Below are 8,522 nucleotides of genomic sequence, written 5' to 3' on the forward strand. Positions count from 1 at the left end.
CGAACCAGCAAACCAACAGGGCCTCTTACGAGCTCTCCACCCGAGCAATGACGAACGGAGCACGCACATGGTGAGCACGCAGACCCAGGCAGACACCCTGCGCCGCCAACTAGCGGACCGCCTCACCAACGCGGGAGACCCCTGGCATCACGCGTTCCATCAGGTGCCGCGCCACCGCCTACTGGAGGAGTTCGCGGTCTACGACCACGTCTGGCGCATTCCAGAGCCGATGAGCCGGACGTGGCTGGAGTACGTCTACAGCGACGCGGAACTCGTCTCCCGCCTCGACGACCAGGGCCACCCCGTGCCGCTGGCGACTCACCCTTCGCTCCTGCTGGTCCTGCTCCACGCGCTCGATGTCGACGAGGGCAACCACGTGCTGCACGTGGGAACCGGCACCGGCTACGCTCCCGCGCTCCTCGCTCACCGGCTCGGCGACCGGGTCACCACCGTCGAGGTCGACCCCGCTCGCGCGCTGCAGGCATCGCGAGCGATCACCGCAGTCGGGTACCACCCACACGTCGTCACCGGTGACGGGCACCTCGGGGCCGAGGCGGACGCACCCTTCCACCGCGTCCTGGCCACCGGTCGGACGGCTTGGTTGCCACCCGCCTGGATCGCGCAGACCCTGGACGGCGGGCTGATCGTCACCCCGCTCGGGAGAGGCGTCGCCCGGCTGCGCGTGAGCGGCGAGCAGGCAACAGGACGGTTCCTGCCCGAACCCGTCGACGTCCCCCCGCTGGTCACGCCTGCCGCTCCCGGGCTGCCTCCACCCGAGGTGGACCTGCAGGACGCCACGCCGGAGAACACCGACCTCGACATCAGCCGGCTGCTGGATGACCTCGCCGTCCCGCTGTCCCTTGCCCTGCCGGATCACACGCTCGACGTCACCCGTGACGACGACGGTGAGATCGCCCAGGTGCGGATCTCCACCCGGGACGGCTCCGCGGTCCTCATCGAGGCCACCGGCCGGGTGTGGCAGGTCGGTCCCCGGCGCCTGCAGCCAGTCGTCGACGAGGTCGCCGGCCTCGTCCCCGCACACCTGAAGGATTTCGGCATCACCGTAACGCCAAGGGACCAGCGGACCTGGTACGGGGCACCTGACGGCCCCAGCTGGCGCCTCTCCCTACCATCACCCAGCGCGAACCTCTGAAATACCTCTCGCCGACTCCGAAGCCGAAAGGAGAACTTCCCACCCACCCATGAATCCGGCGACACGCCCTTTGTGAAGGTGGGAGAGTCGACGGAGAAAGTGGAAAACCCTCCGGCTATTTCGCCATGCAACGAGCCTACTGCTCGCACCAGCAAAAGCTTTGCCCGCGCAGGCACCTTTTCAGTTATCTACCCTTCAGAGAGGAGTCGTCGTGAAGAGTTACGGCGAGCCGGTCGTTCGGTTGATGACGATTAACCTGGAAGTCGACGGTGGTCCTGACGTCGCTGGAAGGGTACCCGAACGGTGGCGTGTGGCTCACGAGGAGATACTCGCTCCCCGTCGGCCGGACGCCATTTTCCGCCAGGAAGCCACCTATAGTGACCAGAACGGCAACCGCAGGTTGCACGCGGCGGAACAGGCGCTGGGAGGCATGCGGGGCTGGCTCAGCCCCAACGGATCCGGCCGGAATCCCACCGCACTGTTCATCCGGCCAAGTGCCTTTACGGCCGTCCAGCAATACCAGCATCTTCGAGTGTGGCGAACCCCTCCGACGAACATCACCGCATGGCTGGAGGGAGCCCCGGGCCGCGACATCGTCATGGTGTCTTGGCACATGGCGTTCAACTCCCCGCACGGGCGCGAGCGGGAGGCTGAGGAACTTTCTGCTCTGGCGGACAAGATGAAGCAGGGAAAACACTTCATCGGCGGCGGCGACTGCAATGAATACCCCGTCCCGGTCGGGGAGACGGTTCCGCCGATCGACTGGACGAGTCCGGAAATCACCGATCGCGTCCATATCGTTCACCGCACCACAAAGGGCACGGACGGCTCACGCGTCAGCTGCACCGCCCTGGACGAGACGCTGCACGGCTGTGGCCTACACGACCCGGCCCGCTATGCCTACCACACCCTCGGACAGACGCGAGCACTGGACGCCACGGCCGGCCACGCCGCGCAGGGGCAGGGCGGCGGCCGACGCATCGACCGCCTCTACCTCGACCCCTGGCTGATCACGGCGGTGCTGGAGGTCACCGTCGTCGACACCACCGGCGTGTCCGACCACCACGCCCTGGAAGTCGTCCTCTCACGCGCCAAGGCGATCGAGGCGCTCCACCGCAGGGTCGAGCCGCTGCCGCCCATGGCGCTGACCGGTTGACACCTCCTCTCGCCCACACATCCAGTCCCGGTACGACGTCTCTCGCAGCGATGCGAGAGACGTTCTGAGAAGAAGGATCACCATCCGCGTCATGAACATCCCCGACACGTCGACGCCCGTTACCTCGACGATGCCCCAGGTGACGACCGGGGACCTGCCCGGCGACGCGTACCCCGACGGCTCGGAGGCCCAGATCGCTCGCACGCCGTCCGCGGTCATCGTGCTGGACGGCGTCCCTCCCGTCGGCAACCACCTGCCGCGTGGCGACTGGTACGCCCACGTTCTCGGCCAAGAGTTGGCCAGGACGCTGACCGTCTCCGCAGACCTGACGCTGTCGACGGCACTGGAAAGCGCCATCAGCGCGGTGGCGTGCGAGCACCACCTGGCACCGAAGGCTTCGCCCGCCGCGACCCTCTCGATGGCCTGCTGGCGAGCCGATCGGCTGGATGCGCTGGTTCTGGGAGGTGGCCGGGTAGTAGCGGTGATGGCCGACGGCAGCGTCGAGGCGATCGCGGATAATCGGCCGGCCCGCCTGATTGCTACCTATCCGGAACACGCCACCCTTCGGGCCCGGTTGATGGTGGGCACAGGCGGATTCGACGACGAGCACCAGGGCCTCCTGCGCCGGCTACGGGATCACCAGCTGCGGCACCTCAACCAGCCTGGACGGCGCGGGTACTGGATGGCAGAGGCGACGAAGGAGGCTGCCCAGCACGCCGTCACCACCTCGTGGCCGACACGGGATCTGGAGGCGGTGCTGGTGATGACCGGCGGAGTCAGCGCGGTGGTGACCGACTACAAGATCGCCACCTGGAGTCATCTGGCCAGGCTATGCCGCACCGATGGTGCCCAGCAGGTGGTCCAGCTGGTGCACGACGCCGAGGCAGGCGACCCCGACGGACGGCGGTGGCCGCGCTGCCAACGGCACGCAGGCAAGGCTCTGGCCGCCCTCTTCCCACCGGGAGGCGCTGCGTGAGTCCCAGCAGTGCCCATGGCCCCCGTCGGCCGGGCGACCCTACGGTGACAATGGGCGATCCGCCACGTACGCGGCGTCCCGTGCCAGGACGTGGGCCGCTTCCTGCGTCCTGTTCACCTCCCAGGACGGCCGCGTCCTCATCGAGGATCTCGACTACCGTCCCACCGCGCTGTTACCGGACGGAGCCATCGAACTCCCGTACTGCAGCCGGTCACCGAAGTGCGCGCCCACGGAGGCGTGCTGTGACCTCGCTCGCGGATGGCGTCATGAATCAGGCGGCGTGGCACGGGCGGAATGCTGGGCGCACGGGGCGTCATGGGGCGGCGTCCTGGTTGGTCAGGAGGCGACGCTCGGTTGCAAGGACCCGGGGGAGACGTGTCCTCGCGGCGAGATGGCGTGCCCTGTGGCCACGAGCATGCCGAACGCCGACCAGGGGATCGTGACAGGCCACGTTCCTGGCAGCCACCACAGTCCGTTGCGCCGGCTGGTCACTGGAGTTGCGACCGGCTGACACGCCGATAGCAGGTCCGATATCGCTCCCGTCGTGGCGCAGTAGCTCGTGACCGGGCGATGCGCGCCCGTTCCTCCACCGGTCCGGCGGTGAGACGAAGCCTCCTGCTGATCAGACCATCCCAACCATTCGTCCTATGTCTTTCAAGGGCAGCATTGTCAATGAAGTCCGAGGTCACGCTGTGGCCTCACCAGAAAGAGGCTGTCGACGCCTTCGTAGGGGCATTCCAAAGGGCCGAGCGCGCCTCTGGCGTGCTGGCATGCGGAACGGGGAAAACTCGTATCTCCGCTGCCTGCGTCCAGATGTTGGCGGATCGTTCGAACGTCACGAGAGTCCTGGTCGTCGTGCCGTTCTTGGAGCTGGTTACGCAGACGCTCAGGGAATGGCGGAGAGTCCTTGGCGAGGGCGGTCTCGGGCGTGTGGTGGCCGTCTGCTCGGACAAGGACGTCCTGCGCGAGCAGGCGCTCCTGCGTGAGCAGGGAGCTTCGGTAACGACCAGCGCCGAGAGCCTCGCTCGGCTGGCCGCCGGGCGTGGCCGGGTCACGGTCGCCGTCACCTACGCGAGCCTTCCCGTCATCGCTGCGGCTCACGACGATCACGGTCTGGCGATGTGGGACCTGATCGTCTCGGACGAGGCTCACCGCAGCGCCGGACGGGCGGACAAGACCTCTGCCATGGTCCACAGCAACGCGTTCATTCCCGCTGCGCGCCGCCAGTACATGACCGCTACTCCCAGGATCATCTCTCGGGGTGGAGATGTCGCCGTCAGCATGGATGACCGGAAGATCTTCGGCGAGGTCGTCTACCGCTTGGGCTTCTCGCGCGCTATCGAGCTGGGACTGCTGGCCAACTACCGGATTGTCGTGCCCGTCGTGACGGACGAGCAGGTCCGGGTCGCCGCCGATTCCCCTGAAGGCGACTTCTACCAGAGCGGAGGATCGGCGCTGTCCCCTGCGGTGCTCGCCACCCAGATAGCCATCCTGCGCGCTGCCCATGAATACGGCCTGAGCAGGATGATCACGTTTCATAACCGTGTTCTTGCCGCCAGATGGTTCGCGAAGACGCTGCCGCACGCCGTCGCGCACCTCTCGCCCGTGGAGCGGCCCGTCGACCTCTCGGTCGGGCACGTGCACGGCGACCAGTCCCTCGGCGACCGTCAGCGCACCCTCGCCCGGCTCCGTGCTGAGGACGATTCCCTGGTCGTGATCACCAACGCGCGCGTCCTCGGTGAGGGCATCGACGTGCCGGCCGTGGACTCCATCGCGTTCATCGACAATCGGGGGTCCGCCATCGATTGCATCCAGGCCGTGGGGCGGGCGCTGCGGCGGGGAAGGCAGCCGGGCCCCAAGACCGCGTCCGTCATCGTGCCCGTCCTGCTCAAGGCCGGAGAAGACCCCGAGGACGCTCTGAACACCTCCCGCTTCTCGCCCGTGTGGCAGGTGGTCCGGGCTCTATGCGCGCACGACGACGGCCTCCGTCAGCGTCTTACCGAGATGCGTCAGGACTTCGGGGCCCGGCGGAAAGGCCGGGACGTTCTGGAACAGGATCCCAACGGAGTCAGCCACGTGGATGGCGATAGACGTCTGCTGGAACTGCCGGACTGGCTGAGAATCACAGGCGTTCCTGTTCCACCCGGCTTCGCCGACGCCATCACTGTGCAGACTGTCCGCGTCTCCACTAACTCCTGGGACGAATATTACGGTGCCGCCAGTGCATATTACCAGAACTACGGCAACGCCAACATCCCCTACGGCTGGGTAACCTCCGACGGGCTGCGATTGGGTTCCTGGTGGAACAAGCAGCGTGTCGCCTACAACTCCGGGGTGCTGAGTGAAGAACGCCGGACTCTGCTGGAGAAGATCGGCATCGTCTGGGACCCGAAAGACGACGCGTGGATCGCCACCTATCAGGAAGTGAAGCGGCTCGCGTCCGCACAGGGCCACTTCGTTTTCGACGAAAGCGTCCTCACCTCTCAGAACGTGGTCGTCCTCAACTGGTGCGCCAACCAGCGAACCCGACGCCGCAAGGGCCAGCTCTCCGAGCAGCGCATCATGCGCCTGAATGAGATCGGATTCCCCTGGGACGCTGCGCAGGACCGCTGGATGCGCCGCTACCGCGAACTGGAGCGCATCTACCACCGTCACAAGAATCTGCTGCGCCTTCCCGAGAAGTCTCCGGAGGCTGTGTGGCTGGAGGGCCAGCGTGCCGCCTACCGCAACGGTCGGCTCGCGGAGTGGCAGATCAATCTCATGGAGGAGATCGGAATCGATTTTGCCGATCGCCGTAAGGTGGCCTGGCGCAAAACCTTCGATGCTGTCAAACAATTTCACGCCGAGCACAACACGTGGACGTTCCCTGACGATTTTGTCACCACCACCGGAGTGAGCGGCGCCTCGTGGGTAAAAACCCAGCGTTTCAGGAAAAAGGAAGGGACTCTGAGTCGAGAGCAGATGGCGCTGCTGGACGGAATCGGATTTCCCTGGGATCCGGCTCAGGAACGATGGGAAGCTCGCTTCACTGAGCTGGAATCATTTCACGCCGCCCACGGACATCTCAACGTCCCAGGCCCAGGCCCGTTGAAATCCTGGCTCTACCAGCAGCGCAAGAAGTTCCGGAACGGGACGCTCAGCCCAACGGCCCATGAGCGACTGTCCGCAATTGATCCACTGTGGCACACGACAAATCGTGAACAGCAGTGAATCCCGTGTGCCGAGGACGCGGATAGCCACGCGGCAGCTCCGGGTGCCATCAGCATCCTGCCGACAGACCCCCACCGAGCGACCAAGTCATTCGAAACAGGAATCTAGCCCATCAGCATCAGCGGGAGAGACTCGTGAGAACGAGACGTCTGGCCAACCTCAACGCCTACAAACTCGGGCGCGCCACCATCGGCACCGCGTCGTGGAAAGCGCGGGTGACAGCCATCCGGGAGATCTGCCCGGACATCCTCGCTGTCCAGGAGGTCATCGTCGACGAAACCCGACCCTCCTCGGAGTGGGCAGCGGAAGCGTCCGCCGTCGTTCAGCGGCTCGCCGCCGAAACTGGGCTGAGCGCGACCACCGTACGCCCCGGAGGCGCGCGGGGCCCTACGGCGATGGCGAACAACCGCGAGCGCGGCTGGTACACGGCGCTGCTGTGGAATCCCGACACGGTTGCGCCCGTCGAAGGAGGGTTCCGGCCGTACGGGGCCCCCGATTTCTGGCATGGGTTGACCACCCTGCAGTTCGACATCGGGGCCGCCGTGCCGATCACCGTCGCCTCCTACCACGGCGACCCGTTCCGCGGTGACTGGCGCCGTCAGGAGGGCATCCGCCTCAAGAGCATCTTCCGCACCACCGGCGGTGCCAAGCCGGGCTTGGCGCTCGGGGACTTCAACGCCCTGTCGGCCGCGACGATCGACGGACCGGGGGGCGAGCGGTACTACGACTCCGAGCCCTACCGCGACCAGGATCACGACGACCTTGAGTACCAGCTGCTGGAGGGAACCATCGGCACGGAGCAGCTGGCCGACCGGCGGCAGAGTGTGGTGCTCCTGCGACGTGGATTCATGGTGGACGCAGCCGCGCATCTGAGAGTGCCGTGGCATCCGACGGTCGGGCACTGGGAGGACGGACGCGGTGATCCCGACCCGTGGGGTCCGCGCCGGATCGATCTGATCTACGCCACACGGCCGGTGGAGCCGGCACTCGTCAGCTACTTCACGCACAAGAGCCCAGCCGCGGAAGAAGCCTCCGATCATCTGCCGGTGGTCTGTGACATCGAACCGTCCAAGATTCCCAGGACGGGACGTGCCTGACCCACGGAACGCCACGACCGACCAGCACCACAACGACCGTCTCTCCCCCCTTCTTCTCTCACGTAAGGATGGCCCCGATGCAAAGCTTCTGGGACGCACACCGTTGGCCCACGCAGGAGCACCGTGCCCACTGGCACGTCCTCTTCGACCACCAACCCGCCGTTCGTGACTTCGCGCGTGCCCACGCCGACCTCCTCAGCCGCCATCCCGAACTCACCCCGGTTCCCATCGAGGGCCTCCACGCGACCCTCCAGTCGATCGGGCCGCTGTCGGCGTCCCAGGCTGCCGAGGTCGCAGCAGCGGCGCGTCCGGTCCTGCAGACGGTTGGTCCGTTCGAGGTCGAGGTCGGCCCCGCCCAGATCGTGCACAACGGCGTCGTCGCGGCCGTCTACCCGGAAGACGACATGTCCCGCCTGTACTGGGCACTACGTGAGACCACCGAGAGTGTCGTCGGCAGCGATGCCATGCCGCCGGCTCCCGACCGGTTCTGGCCTCACCTCACGCTCGCCTACAGCCAAACCGAGTGGAACGCAGACGACCTGGCCCGCGCGCTGGTCAAGCTTCGACCTCCCCGGGCCACGATGACCGTGGCCAGCGTGGCGCTTGTCGACCAGCAGCAGAGGTGGCGAGACCGGTACGTCTGGGACGAGGTCGCCACGGTCACACTCGCCGATGCCATCGAGCACGAGAACGGTCCAGCCGCCTAACACGCCAAAGGGCAGGGCCCGGAGCGGTCAACGGGCACTGTTTCACCGAGGCCCGTGTTCCCGCAGGTCACCTCGCTCTGGATGTGAGGCAGGCATCGGGACTGTAAAACGAGCGGTGTATCCCGATCATGGAAGATGCACCTGTGACCAGCGAGAACATGTCCAAGAGCGGTCCGATCGAGGCGGCTGGGGTCCAGCCGTCGGCCGCGGTGGAACAGCGGTT

The 8,522-nt window shown here is 66.5% G+C and carries 6 protein-coding genes; all 6 read left to right on the top strand.

Going from position 1 to position 8,522, the window contains the following annotated elements:
* Positions 1–67: 67 nt before the first annotated feature.
* The 6 genes from ACTWP5_RS24270 (at position 68) to ACTWP5_RS24295 (ending at position 8,299) form a co-directional block, all read left to right on the top strand.
* Entirely contained in the window at positions 68–1,153 is a 1,086-nt protein-coding gene (locus tag ACTWP5_RS24270) for a methyltransferase domain-containing protein (RefSeq protein ID WP_443223215.1), read from the top strand.
* Between the two features lie 211 nt (positions 1,154–1,364).
* A complete protein-coding gene (locus tag ACTWP5_RS24275) occupies positions 1,365–2,309 on the top strand; it encodes an endonuclease/exonuclease/phosphatase family protein (protein ID WP_443223216.1) in 945 nt (314 codons plus the stop codon).
* 91 nt (positions 2,310–2,400) lie between these two features.
* Positions 2,401–3,285, top strand: a complete 885-nt coding sequence (locus ACTWP5_RS24280; protein WP_443223217.1) for a hypothetical protein — start codon at positions 2,401–2,403, stop codon at positions 3,283–3,285.
* 672 nt (positions 3,286–3,957) lie between these two features.
* Positions 3,958–6,495 (top strand): Helicase associated domain protein, encoded by a 2,538-nt coding sequence (locus ACTWP5_RS24285; RefSeq protein WP_443223218.1) that lies wholly within the window; start codon positions 3,958–3,960, stop codon positions 6,493–6,495.
* 134 nt (positions 6,496–6,629) lie between these two features.
* On the top strand, positions 6,630–7,592 hold the full coding sequence (locus ACTWP5_RS24290; protein WP_443223219.1) for an endonuclease/exonuclease/phosphatase family protein: 963 nt from the start codon (positions 6,630–6,632) through the stop codon (positions 7,590–7,592).
* Between the two features lie 77 nt (positions 7,593–7,669).
* On the top strand, positions 7,670–8,299 hold the full coding sequence (locus ACTWP5_RS24295; RefSeq protein WP_443223220.1) for a 2'-5' RNA ligase family protein: 630 nt from the start codon (positions 7,670–7,672) through the stop codon (positions 8,297–8,299).
* Positions 8,300–8,522 lie beyond the last annotated feature (223 nt).

Origin of the sequence: Streptomyces sp. 4N509B, from assembly GCF_052245655.1 — a bacterium.
Taxonomy (GTDB): Bacteria; Actinomycetota; Actinomycetes; order Streptomycetales; family Streptomycetaceae; genus Streptomyces.